The organism is Yinghuangia sp. ASG 101, from assembly GCF_021165735.1.
Classification (GTDB): Bacteria; Actinomycetota; Actinomycetes; order Streptomycetales; family Streptomycetaceae; genus Yinghuangia.
The window spans coordinates 6785176-6803232 of sequence record NZ_CP088911.1 but is presented as its reverse complement, the minus strand read 5'-3'; the positions used below and the strand labels follow the sequence as shown (position 1 = coordinate 6803232).

The window sequence follows — 18057 nt, the reverse complement described above, 5'->3', positions numbered from 1 at the left end:
CGGCCGCTTCCCCGGCCGCCCCAGACCCGCGCGCCGAGGAGGCCACGCCATTGGACAGCCCGAGCAACGCCGCCGCCCGACGCCGCGAACTCCTGCGCCGTCTCCGCGCCGACGCCGGCCTGGAGGCGAACCGCCGCGACGACGCGATCCCCGTCCGCGACCCGGCGGCCCGCGCCCCTCTGTCCTCGGTCCAGCACAGCCTCTGGACGCACCATCGGATGTACCCGGGCAGCACGTCGTACAACGGCTGTCTCGCCGTCGCGATCTCCGGGCCTCTCGACACCGAGGCGTTGCGGAACGCGCTGCACGGCCTCCTGGCCCGGCACGAAGTCTTGCGCACGACCTACCGGGTGGATGCCGCCGGGGATCCGTACCAAGCGGTGTCGCCGGTCGGGTCGCCCGCGCCGCTGCCGGTCCGCGACCTGACGCACATCGCCGCCGACGACCGGGCGGCCGAGGCCGAAAGCCACGCGGTACGCCTCGCGTCGCGGCCGTTCGACCTGTCCCGCGACCATCCGATCCGGTACGAACTGCTGCGCTTCGCCCCCGATGAGCACGCGCTCGTCCAGGTCGTCCACCACATCGCGTGGGACGGCGGCACGTGGGGCGTCCTGTCGCGCGATCTCGCCGACCTGTACGGCCGGTTCGCCGGGACGACCGGCACGGCCGACGCGCCGCCGGATCCGCGCGTCCAGTACGCCGACTTCGCCACGTGGGAGCGCGGGCGTCCCGTCCCCGAGGCCGGGCTGTCGTTCTGGCGCGAGCGGCTGGCGCCGGTCCCGACCCCGACCGCGCTGCCCGCCGACGGCCCGCGGCCCGCGCTGTCGGAGGAGCGCGGCGGTCGCCGGGTGCGCGCGTTCGCCCCGGAAGTCGCCGACGCGCTTCGCGATTTCGCGGCCCGCGAAGGCGTCACCGCGTTCACCGCGGCGCTCACCGCGTTCACCGTCGTGCTGCACCGCTACACCGGCGACACCGACATTCCCGTCGGCACCCTCGTGATGGACCGCTCCCACCCCGATGTCGCGCGGTTGGTCGGCAACTTCGGGAACACCGTCGTGCTGCGCGCCGATCTGTCCGACGGCGACCGGCCTTTGACGTTCCGTCAGGCCGCGGCGCGGCTCCGCGATGTGTGCGGTGACGCGTTCGGCCACCAGAACACGCCGTTCGACGCGGTCCTCGACGCGGTGCGGCCTCCGCGCCGGCCGGGCCGGACACCCCTGTTCGACACCATGTTCGGGCTGCTCACGCAGGATCTCGGCGAGTTGGGGCTCCCGGGCCTGCGCACCACGTGGCGGCACATCCACAACGGCACGACGCAGTTCGACCTGGCCCTGGAAGGGTTCCTGCGTCCGGGATCGCTGGTCGTCGAAGCGACGTACCGCGAAGGCCTGCTCGCCGCCGAGACCGTCGACCGGCTGCTGGGGCACTTGGAGACCGTGCTCGCCGCGGCGATCGCGGCACCCGACACCCCCGTCGGCCGCCTGGAGCTGCTGACCCGGGACGAGATCGCGGCCCTCACGTCGGCACCGGCCACCACGGGCACATCCGCCGACGCGCTCTCGGGCACCGCCCTCGCCCCGAGCCCGGTCGCGGCGTTGATCGACCGCCAGATCGCGGATGCGCCCGACCGCGTCGCGGTGATCGCGGGCGACACCACGTGGACGTACGCGGAACTGGACGCGCGCGCCGACGCGTTCGCCGCGGCGATTCTCGGCAGGTCGCGACCCGCCGGTGCGGAACCCGTCGTCGCCCTCGCCCTTCCGCGCGGCGCGGACCTGGTCGCGGCACTGCTCGGTGTGCTGCGCAGCGGCGCCGCGTACCTCCCCCTCGACCTCAACCACCCGCGCGAACGCATCGCGATGATGCTCGACGACGCACGGCCCGACCTGGTCGTGTGCGCGGAGGACGGCCGACTGCCCGACTCCGGCGTTCCGGTGCTGCGCGTCGACACCGTCCCGGCGGACGCCGGACCGCTGGGCGAGCGCCCGGCCGTCAGCCCGGACTCACCCGCGTACGTGGTGTTCACCTCGGGCTCGACCGGCCGTCCCAAAGCGGTCGCGGGGACGCAGCGCGCTCTCGCGAACCGCCTGCGCTGGGGCCGCGATTCCGGCGAGATCGGCCACCCCGCACCGCGCACCCGCATCGCGAAGAGCGCGCTGACGTTCATCGACGGCACCACCGAACTCCTCGGCGGCCTCACCGCCGGAGACACCCTCGTCATCGCCGACGACACCACCGCCACCGACCCCGCCGCGCTCACCGCCCTCATCGACCACCACCGCATCCAGGTCGTCACGGCGGTCCCCAGCCTGCTCGACACCATGCTCGACACCGCCGCGCCCGGCTCGCTCGGATCGGTGCGGACGTGGATCGTCTCCGGCGAGGCGCTGCCCGCGTCCCTCGCCGACACGGTCGCGGCCCGGACACCGGGCGCTCGGCTGGTGAACCTGTACGGCTGCTCCGAGGCCGCCGGCGACAGCCTCGCCCACACGGTGGGCGCCACGCCGTCGCGCTCGTCCGGGGAGGGCGTGCCGATCGGTCGGCCGATCGCGGAAACGCGGGCGTACGTTCTCGACGCGTATCTGTCCCCGGTGCCGCCGGGCGTCACGGGTGAGCTGTATCTCGCCGGTCACGGCCTCGCCCGCGGCTACCTCAACCAACCCGCCCGCACCGCCGAACGCTTCGTCCCCAACCCCTACGGACCCCCCGGCACCCGCCTCTACCGCACCGGCGACCTCGCCAGCCGACACCCCGACGGCACCCTCACCTACCACGGCCGCACCGACCACCAAACCAAAATCCGCGGCATACGCATCGAACCCGCCGAAATCGAGCTGCTGCTCGTCGCGCGCCCCGATGTCGCCCGCGCGGCCGTCACCGCCGTCCCACCCGAGCCGGTCCTGTGCGCCTATGTCGTCGCCGCCCCGGGCGCCGTTCTCGATCCCGCCGCACTGCGCGCCGATCTCGCGCGGACGCTGCCCGCGCAACTCGTCCCGGGCGTGTTCGTCGTGCTCGACGCGCTGCCGCTCAACGCCAACGGCAAGGTCGACCGCGCGGCCCTCCCGGCACCGTCCGCCGCGTCCGCGACGACGACGCGCCGCGCGCCGTCCGACGACCGCGAACACGCCCTGCTCGCGGTCTTCGCGGAGTTCCTGCGCCGGACGCCGGACGAACTCGGCGTCGACGACGACTTCTTCGCCCTCGGCGGCCACTCGCTCCTGGCCGCCCGGGTGGCCAACCGCGTGCGCGGCGAGCTGCGTGTGGAGGTGTCCGTCGCCGACATCTTCCACGCCCCGACGGTCGCCGCACTGGGCCGCCTCGTCGCCGAGGCCCCGCCGGTCCGCCCCAGGGTGCGCGACTTCGCCGACACCGCGCGCACCCCCCACGGTGACGCGGCGACCGGCACGGTCGAGGCCCCGGCCTCGTTCGCGCAGGCCGGGCTGTGGTTCGACGAAGAGGTACGCGGCTCGTCGGCCGCCTATTGCCTGCCCCTCGGCGTGCGCCTGCGCGGCACGATCGACCCCGAGGCGCTGCGGGCGGCCCTGCGCGACGTCGTCGCGCGGCACGAGGCGCTGCGCACGGTCCTGTGCGCGGGCCCCGACGACCTGCCGGTGCAACGCGTCCTGCCCGTCGCGGACTCCGCCGCCTGGCTGCGGTTCGACGTCGTCGAGGCCGGCACCTGGTCGTCGGAGCGTTTGGACGCGGAGATATCCGCGCTCGTCGCGCGGACGTTCCGGCTCGACACCGATCTCCCGGTCAGGGCCGGGCTGTTCCTGCGCGCGGAGTCCGACGGCACCCCCGCCGCCGTGCTGGTCCTGGTGCTGCACCACGCCGCCGCCGACCGCTGGTCGTTCACACCGCTGCTCGCCGACCTGGCCCGCGCGTACGAGGGGCGCCGGAACACCCGGGCGCTGCCCGGCGGGGGCACCCGGGTATTCGGCGACACACCGGCCGTCCGCTACACCGCGTTCGCCGCGTGGCAGCGCGCCCTCCTCGGCGAACGCGACCGGCCGACGCCGCTGGCCGAACGGCAACTGGCCTACTGGGACGAGGCATTGCGCGGTGCGCCGGCCGAAACGCCGCTGCCCGCCGACCACCCGCGCCCGGCGACCCCGTCGCACCGAGGCGGCAGTGTCCTGCACACGCTGTCGCCCGCCCTCGCCGACGGCGTACGCCGCGTCGCCCACGACACCGGGGCCAGCGTCTTCATGGTGCTGCACGCGGGTGTCGCGGCGCTGCTGCACCGGCACGGGTCGGGCGCCGACATCGTGCTCGGGGCGCCCGTCTCCGGGCGCACCGACGAGGACCTGGACGACGTGGTGGGCTTCTTCGTCAACAGCGTCGTGCTGCGCACGGACGTCGGCGGCGACCCGGATTTCTCCGAACTCGTGGCCCGTGTGCGCTCGGCGGACCTGGCCGCGTTCGCGCACGCCGACGTCCCGTTCGAGCGGGTGGTCGACCGGCTCAACCCCGAGCGCTCGGCGGCCCGGCACCCGGTCTTCCAGGTGATGATCGCGCACCACCGTGCCGAGGAGATCGACTTCGGCCTCTCCGGCACCGAGGCCGAGGCGTTCCTGCCCGAGTCGACGGCCGCGATGTTCGACCTCGAACTGCGGTTCGTGGAGACGCGGGGGGACGGCATCGCCGTCCACGCGTCGTACGCCACCGATCTGTTCGAGCACGACACCGTCGTCCGGCTGCTGGACCGGTTCGCGTTCCTGCTCGACGCGGTCACCGCCGACCCGGCGCTGCGGCTCGGCGCGGCCCCCGTTCTGCCGCCCGCCGAGCGCGAGGCCTTGCTGGGGGACGTCGACGCCGAGCCTCCGGTCGCCGAGACCGCGGCCGAAGCCGGAAGCCCGGTCGCGGCGCTGATCGACCGTCAGATCGCGGATGCGCCCGACCGCGTCGCGGTGATCGCGGGCGACACCGGCTGGACGTACGCGGAACTCGACGCCCGCGCGGACGAGTTCGCGTCGGCCGTCCTGCACCGGTTGCGCGCGGGCGGCCCGAGGGCGGGCGCCGAACCGGTCGTCGCGCTGGCGCTCCCCCGCGGCGTGGACCTGGTCGCGGCGTTGCTCGGTGTGCTGCGCTGCGGCGCCGCGTACCTCCCCCTCGACCTCAACCACCCGCGCGAACGCATCGCGATGATGCTCGACGACGCACGGCCCGACCTGGTCGTGTGCGCGGCCCCCGAGCGGTTGCCCGCCACGGCGGTCCCGATCCTGCGGCCGGAGGACGCGGTCGCGACGGGCGCACGCCTCGGCGAACGTCCGGCCGTAAGCCCCGACTCGCCGGTGTATGTCGTGTTCACGTCGGGTTCGACGGGTCGCCCGAAGGCCGTGGCCGGGACGCAGCGCGCTCTCGCGAACCGCCTGCGCTGGGGCCACGATTCCCCCGACATCGGCCATCCGACGCCGCGCACCCGCATCGCGAAGAGCGCGCTGACGTTCATCGACGGCACCACCGAACTCCTCGGCGGCCTCACCGCCGGAGACACCCTCGTCATCGCCGACGACACCACCGCCACCGACCCCGCCGCGCTCACCGCCCTCATCGACCGCCACCGCATCCAGGTCGTGACCGTGGTCCCGAGCGTGCTCGCGGCGATGCTCGACGGTGCGGGGCGCGGGTCACTGGCGTCCGTCACCACGTGGATCGTGTCGGGTGAGGCGCTGCCCGCGTCCCTCGCCGACACGGTCGCGGCCCGGACACCGGGCGCGCGGCTGGTGAACCTGTACGGCTGCTCCGAGGCCGCCGGCGACAGCCTCGCCCACGCCGCCGACCCCACCGCGACCGGCCGAGCCGTCCCCATCGGCAGGCCCATCAGCCACACCCGCGCCTACGTCCTCGACGCCCGCCTGGCCCCCGTACCCCCCGGGGTGACGGGTGAGCTGTATCTCGCCGGTCACGGGCTCGCCCGCGGCTACCTCAACCAACCCGCCCGCACCGCCGAACGCTTCGTCCCCAACCCCTACGGACCCCCCGGCACCCGCCTCTACCGCACCGGCGACCTCGCCCGCCGACACCCCGACGGCACCCTCACCTACCACGGCCGCACCGACCACCAAACCAAAATCCGCGGCATACGCATCGAACCCGCCGAAATCGAGGCGGAATTGACGAGGCGTCACGATGTGCGAGCGGCGGTGGTGTCGAGTCGGCCGGGGCCGACCGGGGCGCCGTGGCTGGTGGCGTACGTCGTTCCCGTTCCCGGGGCGGCACCGGAACCGGAGTCCGTGCGGGCCGAGTTGACCGACCGGCTGCCCGAATACCTGGTCCCGGCCGCGGTGGTGGTCCTCGACGCGCTGCCGACGAACGCCAGCGGGAAGGTCGACCGCAACGCGCTCCCCGATCCCGAGCGCGCCGAGCCCGCGGCGTCGGTGCCGCCGTCCGGACCGGTCGAGGAGGCACTGGCACGGCTGTTCGCCCAACTCCTGAACGCCGACCGCGTGGGAGCCCGCGAGAGCTTCTTCGCGCTCGGCGGCGACAGCATCGGGGCGACGCTGTTGGCGGCCCGGGCACGAAAGGCCGGGCTGCGCTTCACCGTTCGGGACCTGTTCCGCAACCCGAGCGTGGCCGCGCTGGCCCGCGTCGTCGCGGTGGATCCCGCGTTCGAGGCGGCCGGGGCGACGGGACCGGCCGAGGATCCCCGGGCGCCCCACACTCCCGAGGCCACGGCCCCGGCGGAACCGCGCGTCGTCTCCGCCCCGCCGCTCCTGCACATCCTGCGCGAACAGGCCGGATCCGCCGGGCCGCACGGCTGCCACATCGCGCTGGTGCGCGACCTTCCGTCCGGTACGGCCGCGTGGGACCGCCTGGCTCCCGCCTGTGCCGCACTGATCGCGCGGCACGACGCGTTGCGGCTCGTGGTCACGCCCGTGAGCCGCAGGCTGTGGCGTACCTCGGTCGCGCCAGTCTGCCCGGACGAGGCCCCGGTCACCGTGACCGCGCCGACCCGGCCCGAAGACCTCGCGGAGGTCGTGGACCGGGAGGTCCGGGCCGCGGCCGAGCGCCTTGATGTCACCGAGGGCCGCTCGTTGCGCGTCGTGGGCATTCCCGGCGCGGCCGACGGTCGCGGCCGGGTCCTCGTCGTCGCGCATCCGCTCGCGGTCGACGAGACCTCCGTCGAGGCCGTCGCGGACGAACTCGCGGGGGCGGTCGTCGCGTTCGCCGCGCGGCACACGGACTCCCCGCCGCGCGCCGACGCCGCCGCGCCGACCGACTCGACGGCAACCGAACCGGCCTGGTGGACGGAGGAGTTGCGCGGTGCGACGCCCGCCGAGCCGCCGACCTCCGACGGCACCCCCGGCGCGGACGCCGCGGCCGAGGGCGGGCCGGAGGCCACCATCCTGCTGCCGGGCGGCGCGGCCGACGCCCGCGCAATCGCCGCCGCGGCCTTCCTCGCGGCGCTGCGCGACCAGTCGGCCGCGGACGCCGAACGCCTGGTCATCGAGCGCATGGTCGACCCGCGCCGCGACCTCGCGCCCGGTACCGGGCAGCCGCTCGGAGCGTTCGGGTACGTGTATCCGCTCGCGTTCGACGCGCACGGTCCGCTGCCCGACGTGGCCGACCGGGACGCCCGAGGCGCCTCGTACACCGCCCTGCGCTTCGCGAGTCGTGGCGGTGCCCGGGCGCTGGCCCTTCCGGCGGTGCCGCGCATCGTGCTGCGCGACGGCCGGTTCACCGACGCGTCGGGGATCGCCGCGTCGTGGGGGTCCTCCCCGCGCTGGACGGTCGAGGCGGCACTCGCGTGCCGGGCCGACGGCGACAAGACGGTGTGCCGACTGCGTCTGGCCACGCACGGCCCGGTCGCGGGCGCATGGCTTCACGACCTCCTCGACCGGTGGGTGCGGGCGGCGGCCTCCGGGACCGGAACCGCTCCCGAAGGGCCCGCCACCCCGGAGCGGTTCGGCGCGGACGCGGCGGCGTCCGGCCCCCCTGCCCCGCCGCCGCCCCCGGGCGCGTCGGCGACTTCCGGTGTGCCGACCGGCCCGTCCGGCACCGCCGCCCCCGGGACGGCCCCGCCGTCGCCGTCCGGCGCGTCGGACGCACCCGCGGCCCCCGCCACCTCGACCCTTCCGACCGACACGGACTCTGGGCGGACGACTTGAGCACTATCCACGCCTTCACGACCGAACCGACCACGACCCCGGGCGCCACGCCCGCGGCGCAGTGGCGCCGCGAGGCCTTCGGACGGGCGACCGCGACGGTACGCGTGCTCGCCGCTGCCCGCGGTGCCGCGGATTCCGTGCGCACCACGGTGCCTGCCGCACTCCGGCGCCACGACGCGCTGGACGAGGTGCGCTGGTGCGGGGAGTTCGCGGTCACGGCGGGCGAGACGGGCGACGCCGGCGCCCTCGCGGCGGCCGAGCAGGCGGTCGGCGCCGCGATCGACGACGGCGCGTCCGCCGCCGCGGCGTGGGTCGACCGGGGCGCGGGAGCGGACGGCCTCCTCGTCGTCGCGCTGTCGACGGCCCGCGCCGACGCGACGTCGTGGGTCGTCCTCGTCCCCGAACTCCGGTCCGCCCTCGGCGCGCCGGAAGAGGCGGACACATCCCCGGCCGGGCCCGCGCACCGCGACTACGCGGCGGTGCTCGCGGCCGAGGCCGAGGCGGACGACCTGGTCGACCGGGCCGCTCCCTGGCTCGAACTCGCCGACCGCGTCGACGAACTCGGCGATGACGGCCCGGCCGAGCCATGGGTGTCGTACGAACCCTTCGACGCCGAGGCCGCCGCGGCGCGGGACACCGGCGAACTCGTCACCTCCTGGGTGGAGTTCGCGCCCGCCGCGGGCCGTACCACCGAGGTCCCCGACGCCGTGCCCCGGGAGTCGCTGCTCTCGGCCGCGGTACGCGCACTCGCGCGGAGTGCCGCCGTCCCCGGCCGCCACGTGTTCGTCGATGTCGCCGAGGACGACCGCGACCGCCACGACGGGCGGTTCGCGCGCACGGTCGGCGATCTGCGCAGGGTCTTCCCGGTCCTGCTCGACCTGCCCGCCGGATCCGACGACGAGGTGGCCGGGCCCGAGGCCGTCCGCGCGTCCGTACCGGCCGACGCCGCCTCGGCGGCCGGTTTCGGCACCGCGCTGTACCTCGGCCGGGAGACCTCCGCCGCACTCGCGGACGCCGCCCAACCCGGTGTGCTCCTGGAGTACGGCCGCACCGATTTCGGCGACGGCCCCGAACTCCGGGCGGCCGACGCGTCGTTCGACGCGCAAACGAACGCCACCGCCCCCTCGCGGTACGCGCTGCGGCTCGGCGCCTGGACCGACCCCGCCCGCGGCCTCGTACGCCTGACCGCCACCGCCGACGCCACGGCCCTGCCGGAACTGGACGCCGCCGCCCTGGTGACCGCGTGGCGCGACGCCCTCGAACCACTGCTGCCGGAACGGGACTCGGCCGGTGCCAGCCGCGACATCCCCGCGCCGCGCGCGTCCGACACCTCCGACACCTCCGACGCCTCCCACGCCCCCGACGCCGACTCGGACCCGGACCTGATCCGCACCCTGGACGCGGCCCTGGGCGGCCCGGGCGTCGCCGAGGTCCTGCCGCTGTCGCCGCTCCAGGAAGGCCTGCTGTTCCACCTCCTGATGGGCGGTGAGGAAAGCGACATCTACGTCCAGCAGGCCGTGCTGCTCCTGGACGGGCCCGTGCGGCCGACGCTGCTCGCCGAGGCCGCCCGCCGGGTGCTGGAGAAATACCCGAACCTCCGGGCCGGGTTCGTCACCGTCGACGACGTGACACGCCAGGTGGTCCCGGAGCGGTTCACCGTCCCCTTCACGTACGCCGACCTCACCGACGACGGCGTGCCGCCGGTGGATGTCGACGCCGCGTTCGAGGTGTTCGCCGACAGCGAGCGCGAGGAGCCGTTCGACCCGGTCCGGCCGCCGCTGATCCGGTTCGGGCTCGCGCGGGTCGGCGAGACCGCCTACCGCCTCGTCATGACGTCCGAAGTGGCGCTCGTCGACGGCTGGTCGGGCGGCCTGCTGCTCACCTCCCTCCTGGAGTCCTACACCGACGCCGAAGCCGAACTCGCCCGTCCCGTCACGCCGTTCCGCGCACACCTGGAATGGCTCGCCGGACGCGACCGCGACCGGGCCTCGGACGCGTGGCGGACGTACCTCGCCGACCTGGAGGAGCCCACACTCCTGGCCGACGGCGGACGCACCGGCGTGGGCGCGACGCTGGACTCCGCCCGGGAGTTCCGCCGCGAGCTGCCCGCCGATCTGGTCGCGCGGCTCACCGCCCGGGCGCGCGAGGCGGGGGTGACCGTCGGCACGCTCTACGAGACCGCCTGGGGTGTGCTGCTCGGCCGCCTGACCGGGCGCGACGACGTCACCTTCGGCTCACTCGTGTCGGGGCGCCACCCCGATGTCGACGGCGTGGAGACGACGGTCGGCCTGCTGTTCAACACCGTCCCGGTGCGCCTGCGCGTACGCCCGGCCGAGTCGCCGCGCGAGCTGTGGCGGCGGGTGCAGGACGAGAAGACCGACCTGCTCGACCACCAGTACCTGGGGCTGAGCGACATCCAGGCCGGGGCCGGTCTCGGGCCGCTCTTCGACACGTTCTTCGTGTTCCAGAACCTCCGGCTCCCGGACAAGGACCGCGGCTTCGGCCCCGACGGCGGTGTCCGCGTGGTCGGCCACACGGTCCGCGACGCGACGCATTACCCGCTGTCGTTCGTCGTCAGCCCGGGCCAGGTCACGCGGCTGCGCGCGATGTACCACGAAGGGGTGTTCGACCGCGCCGAGGCGGACGCGCTCGCGGACCGCTACACGCGCGTCCTGGAGGCGTTCGCGGACGCTCCCGGGCGGCGCTGCGCCGACATCGACGTGTTGTCGGCGGCGGAGCGGCGGCGGGTGTTGGTCGAGTGGAACGACACCGCGCGGCCGGTCCCCGATCTGACGATCGCGGACCTGCTGGAGGAACGCGCCGCGCGGTCACCGGACGACACCGCCGTGGTCCAGGACCCCGACGGACCCACGCCGACCGTGTGGACATACCGCGAACTCAACGAACGCGCCAACCGCATCGCCCGCCTCCTCCGCGCCCAGGGCGCCGCACCCGAGAAGACCGTCGCGCTCGCCCTGCCCCGCACCGCCGACATGGTCGCCGCGCTCTTCGCCGTCCTCAAGACCGGCGCCGCCTACCTCCCCCTCGAACTCGACCTCCCCGACGACCGCATCGCGTACATGCTCGCCGACACGAACCCCGTGTGCGTCCTGACGACGACGGCCGCGCTGCCCGGCGTCGCCGACGCGGTGCGGCTCGACGCACCGGCGGTGCGGGACGGGCTCGACGCGCTGTCGGGGGCGGACCTGACGGATGCGGAGCGTCCGGATTTCGTGCGGTCGGACGCGCGGCGCCTCGACCACCCCGCGTACGTCATCTACACCTCCGGCTCGACCGGGCGCCCCAAGGGCGTGGTCACCCCCTACCGCGGCCTGACCAACATGCAGTACAACCACCGCCACCACATCTTCGACCCCGTCGTCACCCACGCCACACGACGCCTCCGCATCGCCCACACCGTCTCCTTCGCCTTCGACATGTCCTGGGAAGAACTCCTCTGGCTCGTCGAAGGACACGAAGTCCACGTCTGCGACGAAGAACTCCGCCGCGACGCCCACGCCCTCACCGACTACATCAACCGCCACCACATCGACGTCATCAACGTCACCCCCACCTACGCCGAACACCTCCTGGACGAAGGCCTGTTGGAGTCCGACCCGGCGAACGGCCGACACCGGCCGCGCCTGGTGCTGCTGGGCGGCGAGGCGGTCTCCGACGCGGTGTGGTCGGCGCTGCGCGACACCGACGACGTCCTGGGCTACAACCTGTACGGGCCGACGGAATACACCATCAACACCCTCGGGGCCGGCACCACCGACAGCCACACCCCCACCATCGGCACCCCCATCTGGAACACCACCACCCACATCCTCGACCACCACCTCCAACCCGTCCCCCCAGGCACCCCCGGCGAGCTCTACATCACCGGCACCGGACTCGCCCGCGGCTACCTCAACAACCCCACCCTCACCGCCCAACGCTTCACCGCCAACCCCTACGGACCCCCCGGCACCCGCCTCTACCGCACCGGCGACCTCGCCCGCCAACGCCCCGACGGCACCATCGACTACCTCGGCCGCACCGACGACCAAATCAAAATCCGCGGCCACCGCATCGAACCCACCGAAATCCAAACCATCATCGGCACCCACCCCGAAATCCTCCAGAACGCCGTCGTCCCCACGGCCGCCGCGGACGGTTCGGTGCAGTTGACCGCCTACGTGGTGCCCGCCGACCCGGACGCGACGCCGGAAGACGCCGAAGACGCCCCGGTCCGGGCGCGGTTGGCCGAGTCCGAGGCGGAACAGGTCGCCGAGTGGCGGCAGATCTACGCGGACGAGTACACCGAGATCAACACCGCCGTCTTCACCGAGGACTTCGCGGGATGGGACAGCAGCTACGACGGCGGCCCGATCCCCGTCCCGCACATGCGCGAATGGCGGGACGAGACGGTCAGCCGGATCGCGGCCCTGCGTCCGCGCCGGGTGCTGGAGATCGGCGTCGGCACCGGGCTGATCCTCGGGCGGATCGCGCCGCTGTGCGAGGCCTATTGGGGCACCGACTTCGCCGCCCCCGTCATCGCCAAGCTCCGCCGCGAGCTGGACGACCGCGACCCGGCGCTCGCGGCCAAGGTCGAGTTGCGCACCGCCGCGGCACACGACCTGTCCGCGATGCCCACCGGGTTCTTCGACACGGTCGTGGTCAACTCCGTCATCCAGTACTTCCCGAGCGCCGCGTACCTGACCGGGGTGCTGCGCCAGGCCCTCGACCTCGTCGTACCCGGCGGCTCGGTGTTCATCGGGGACGTCCGCAACCTGCGGCTGATCCGGGCGTTCCACACCGCGATCCACCTGGGCCAGGCGGCCTCGGACGCGGACGACGGGCCGGTGCGCGCGGCGATCGAGCGCGGTGTGCTGCTGGAGAAGGAACTCCTCATCGACCCCGACTACTTCGCGGCTCTCGCGGAGCAACTGCCCCAGCTCGGCGGGGTGGACCTGCGGATCAAGCGCGGCCACCACCACAACGAGCTGTCGCGGCACCGCTTCGACGTCGTCCTGCACCGGCGTCCGGTCACCGACGCCACGCCCCTGCACACCGCCCCGACGCTCGCGTGGCGATCCGACGACCCGGGGCAACTCGACGCGCTGGCAGCCCGGTTGCGCGACGACTACCCCGCGACGCTGCGGGTCACCGGGGTCCCCAACGCCCGCCTGTCCGGCGAACTCGGCGCGGTGCGCGTGCTGGAGAACGGCGGCACCGTCGCCGACGCCCGCGCCGCGCTGCGCTCCGCACCGGCCGGCGACGGATCCGCACCGCTCGCCGTCGAACCCGAAGTCCTGTACGCGCTGGGCGAGAACCACGGGTACGTGGTCGCCGCGACGTGGACGCCGGGGGCGCCGGGCGCCTTCGACGCCGTGTTCTCCCGGCCCGAGGGTGCCGACACCGCCGCGGTCATGGGTACGTACGCCGTCAGCGGCGCACGCCGGGGATCACTCGCGGCGTACGCCAACAGCCCCGCCGCCGGCCGCAACGCGGGCACATTCGTCCCGCGCCTGCGCGCCTACCTGCGCGAACGGCTGCCGGAATACATGGTGCCGAGCACCTTCGTCGTCCTCGACCGGCTGCCGCTGACCGTCAACGGCAAGCTCGACCGCGAGGCGCTGCCGGCTCCCGACGCGGGAGCCGGGCGCAAACCCGGGCGGGCCGCCGCGACCCCGGCGGAGAAGGCGCTGTGCCTCCTGTTCGCTGAAGTGCTCGGCGTCGCGGACGTCGGTGCCGAAGACAGCTTCTTCGACCTGGGCGGGCACTCCCTGCTCGCGGCCCGGCTCGCCGCCAAGGCCCGCGCGACGCTCGGCGTGGACCTGGCGATCCGCGACGTCTTCGGGGCGCCGACCCCGGCCGCGCTCGCCGAGCGCGTCTCCCCCGAGGACGCCGGCCCGGCCCGGCCGGTGCCCGCGCCGCGCACCGAACGCGGCCCGGTGGCCCTGTCGTTCGCGCAGCGCAGGCTGTGGCTGCTGAGCCAGTTCGACACCGCGAGCGCCGCGTACCACGAACCCATCGCGGCCCGGATGCGCGGCAGGCTCGACCTCGCGGCGCTGCGCGCGGCGGTGCAGGACGTGACCGACCGGCACGAGACACTGCGGACCCTGTGTGTGGAGTCCGACGCGTCCGAGGACGGCGTCGCGGAGGTGTTCCAGCACGTCCTGAGTCCCGAACAGGCGCGTACCACCGTCGAGTTCACCGACCTGGTCGAGCCGTCGTCGGCCGACGGGCGCGCGGACGAGACCCGGGTGGCCGCCGCGGTGGCGGAGGCGACCCGGCGGCCCTTCGACCTCGCGGTCGATCTGCCGCTGCGCGTCACAGTGTTCGCGGTCGGCCCGGACGAACACATCATGCTGTCGGTGTTCCACCACATCGCCTTCGACGAGTGGTCGGTCCGGCCGTTCGCCCAGGACTTCTCCGCCGCGTACACCGCGCGCTGCCGGGGCGAGGCTCCCTCGTGGGAGCACCTGCCGGTGCAGTACGCCGACTACACGGTCTGGCAGCGCGACCTGCTCGGCGACCCGGCCGACCCGTCGAGCCGTCAGGCCGCGCAACTCGCTTACTGGCGCGAGACGTTGGCCGGGGCGCCCGAGGAGGTCCCGCTGCCCGCGGACCGGCCGCGTCCGTCGGTGGCGAGCTACCGGGGCGGCACCGTCGAGTCCGTCGTTCCCGCCGAACTGGCCGACCGGCTCCGCGAGATCGCCCGGGCGGCGGGCGCGAGCCCGTTCATGCTGTTCCAGAGCGCGGTGGCCACGCTGCTGCACCGGCTCGGCGGCGGTGAGGACATCCCGCTCGGCAGCCCGGTCGCCGGGCGCGACGAGGAGGCGTTCGCCGACCTCATCGGTTTCTTCGTCAACACCGTCGTCATCCGGGCGGACCTGAGCGGCAACCCGGCGTTCGGCGACGTGCTGGCCCGGGTCCGCGACACCGCGCTGGCCGCGTTCGCCCACCAGGACCTGCCGTTCGAGCGGTTGGTCGAAGAACTGAACCCGGTACGGTCGTTGGCCCGCAACCCGCTCTTCCAGATCATGGTGGGGCACCAGAACCAGAACGTCGGCGAGGTACGGTTCGGGGAGATCGCGCCGACCGTGGAGCGCTTCACCCCGACGACCGCGAAGTTCGACCTGGACTTCATCTTCCGCGAGGCGGACCAGTCGCTGGAGCGCGGCGGACCGGTCGAGATCGGCATCGAATACTCCGCCGACCTGTTCGACCACGGCACGTGTGCGGCGCTCGCGCGGCGCCTGATCCGGCTGTTGGAGCAGATCGCCGCCGACCCGACGCGCCGCATCGGCGAGTTCGACGTGTTGTCAGCGGCGGAGCGGCGGCGGGTGTTGGTCGAGTGGAACGACACCGCGCGGCCGGTTCCCGATCTGACGATCGCGGACCTGCTGGAGGAACGCGCCGCGCGGTCACCGGACGACACCGCCGTGGTCCAGGACCCCGACGGGCCCACGCCGACCGTGTGGACATACCGCGAACTCAACGAACGCGCCAACCGCATCGCCCGCCTCCTCCGCGCCCAGGGCGCCGCACCCGAGAAGACCGTCGCGCTCGCCCTGCCCCGCACCGCCGACATGGTCGCCGCGCTCTTCGCCGTCCTCAAGACCGGCGCCGCCTACCTCCCCCTCGAACTCGACCTCCCCGACGACCGCATCGCGTACATGCTCGCCGACACGAACCCCGTGTGCGTCCTGACGACGACGGCCGCGCTGCCCGGCGTCGCCGACGCGGTGCGGCTCGACGCACCGGCGGTGCGGGACGGGCTCGACGCGCTGTCGGGGGCGGACCTGACGGATGCGGAGCGTCCGGATTTCGTGCGGTCGGACGCGCGGCGCCTCGACCACCCCGCGTACGTCATCTACACCTCCGGCTCGACCGGGCGCCCCAAGGGCGTGGTCACCCCCTACCGCGGCCTGACCAACATGCAGTACAACCACCGCCACCACATCTTCGACCCCGTCGTCACCCACGCCACACGACGCCTCCGCATCGCCCACACCGTCTCCTTCGCCTTCGACATGTCCTGGGAAGAACTCCTCTGGCTCGTCGAAGGACACGAAGTCCACGTCTGCGACGAAGAACTCCGCCGCGACGCCCACGCCCTCACCGACTACATCAACCGCCACCACATCGACGTCATCAACGTCACCCCCACCTACGCCGAACACCTCCTGGACGAAGGCCTGTTGGAGTCCGACCCGGCGAACGGCCGACACCGGCCGCGCCTGGTGCTGCTGGGCGGCGAGGCGGTCTCCGACGCGGTGTGGTCGGCGCTGCGCGACACCGACGACGTCCTGGGCTACAACCTGTACGGGCCGACGGAATACACCATCAACACCCTCGGGGCCGGCACCACCGACAGCCACACCCCCACCATCGGCACCCCCATCTGGAACACCACCACCCACATCCTCGACCACCACCTCCAACCCGTCCCCCCAGGCACCCCCGGCGAGCTCTACATCACCGGCACCGGACTCGCCCGCGGCTACCTCAACAACCCCACCCTCACCGCCCAACGCTTCACCGCCAACCCCTACGGACCCCCCGGCACCCGCCTCTACCGCACCGGCGACCTCGCCCGCCAACGCCCCGACGGCACCATCGACTACCTCGGCCGCACCGACGACCAAATCAAAATCCGCGGCCACCGCATCGAACCCACCGAAATCCAAACCATCATCGGCACCCACCCCGAAATCCTCCAGAACGCCGTCGTCCCCACCCACGAGGGCACGGCACTGACGGCGTACGTGGTCGGCACCGCCGATCCCGCGACACTGCGCGCCTGGCTGTCGGCCCGCCTGCCCGACTACATGGTGCCGAGCGCGTTCGTCCGGCTCGACGCGCTGCCGCTCACGGTCAACGGCAAGCTGGACCGCGCGGCCCTCCCGGTGCCCGACCTGTCCGCGTCGGTGTCGTCGCGCGGCCCGCGCGACGAGCACGAGGCGGCCCTGTGCCGGGCGTTCGCCGAGACCCTGGACCTGCCCCGGGTCGGTGTCGACGACGACTTCTTCGCCCTCGGCGGGCATTCGCTGCTCGCGGTGCGGCTGGTCGGGGCGATCCGCCGCGCCGGCGTCGTCGCCGACCCGACATCGGTAACCGTCGCCACCGTCATGACCTCGCCCACCCCGGCCGCCCTCGCCGACCGGCTGCGCACCGACCGCGGCGCCGACCCCTCGCTCGCGCCGCTGCTGGCCCTGCGCCCGGACGGCGACCTGCCGCCGCTGTTCTGCGTGCACCCCGGCTTCGGCCTCGCGTGGTCGTACGCGGCCCTGCTGCCGCACGTCGAACCCGAACGCCCGGTGTACGGCCTCCAGTCGCCGATCCTCTCCGGCGGCCCGGCCCCGGAGCGCTTCGAGGACCTGGTCGACGCGTACGTCCGCCGCGTGCGGACCGTGCAGCCACACGGCCCGTACCACCTGCTCGGCTGGTCCTTCGGCGGCGGTGTCGCACACGCGGTGGCGTGCGTGCTGCAACGCGACGGGGAGGACGTGCGCTTCCTCGCGCTGCTCGACGCCGAACCCGCCGTACCGCTCCCGCCCGACACCGCGGCCGGCTTCGGTGACGACGACGCCCGGGAACACCTGCGGCGCGCGGTCTCCGGACCCTCGGCCGACGACCCGGGCGCACCCGATGTGGCCGCCGAGTTGGGCGACGAGGTCGTCGCGGCGCTCCTGCGGGCCCGTACCGCACACGAATTCCTCGTCCCGGCCGTGCCGTTCGGGCCGTATCAGGGCGACATCCTGTGCGTCGCCGTACGCGCGAACGCCGACCGGACCGGTCGCGCGGCATGGACGGCGCACTGCGACGGCTCGGTCCGCGAGACCGCCGTCGACCACGAGCACGACGACCTGCTTTCCCCATCGGCCGTCGACGACCTCGGCCCGCTGCTCCGCCGCGGACTGGACGCAACCCACCCACAAGAAGGGCTCTAAAC

The 18057-nt window shown here is 74.1% G+C and carries 2 protein-coding genes; both read left to right on the top strand.

The window, feature by feature from the left end; genetic code table 11:
* Positions 1-50 precede the first annotated feature (50 nt).
* Entirely contained in the window at positions 51-8111 is an 8061-nt protein-coding gene (locus LO772_RS29085) for a non-ribosomal peptide synthetase (RefSeq protein ID WP_231774989.1), read from the top strand.
* Positions 8108-18055, top strand: a complete 9948-nt coding sequence (locus LO772_RS29080) for a non-ribosomal peptide synthetase (RefSeq protein WP_231774988.1) — start codon at positions 8108-8110, stop codon at positions 18053-18055. The genes LO772_RS29085 and LO772_RS29080 overlap by 4 nt, the downstream gene beginning before the upstream one ends.
* The last annotated feature ends 2 nt before the right edge of the window (positions 18056-18057 follow it).